The organism is Undibacterium sp. MH2W (assembly GCF_049340215.1).
Classification (GTDB): Bacteria; Pseudomonadota; Gammaproteobacteria; order Burkholderiales; family Burkholderiaceae_D; genus Undibacterium.
Window position 1 is genome coordinate 1 of sequence record NZ_JBMPPA010000039.1, and the last position, 255, is coordinate 255.

The following is a 255-nucleotide window of genomic DNA, read 5'->3' on the forward strand; positions in this document are numbered from 1 at the left end:
ACGGTCTCGACGCACTGTGGAAAACTGGTGACTTCGTTGCTAAAGGCACATTGATCATCATGGCAATCATGTCCATGGGTTCTTGGTACATCCTGATCACAAAGATCATCGATCAAGTGAAATTGTCTGGCCAAGCAACGGATGCACGTACAAAATTCTGGAAAGCAGCATCTGTACAAGCTGGTTCTTCTTCCCTGAAAGAAGGCAGCCCATTCCGTTTCATCGCTGATTCCGGTATCAAAGCGACTGAACACC

1 pseudogene is annotated in these 255 nt (G+C 47.1%); it reads left to right on the plus strand.

The features are described 5' to 3' along the window. Positions 1–255, plus strand: a pseudogene (locus ACO0K2_RS19755) (MotA/TolQ/ExbB proton channel family protein); the annotation flags it as partial.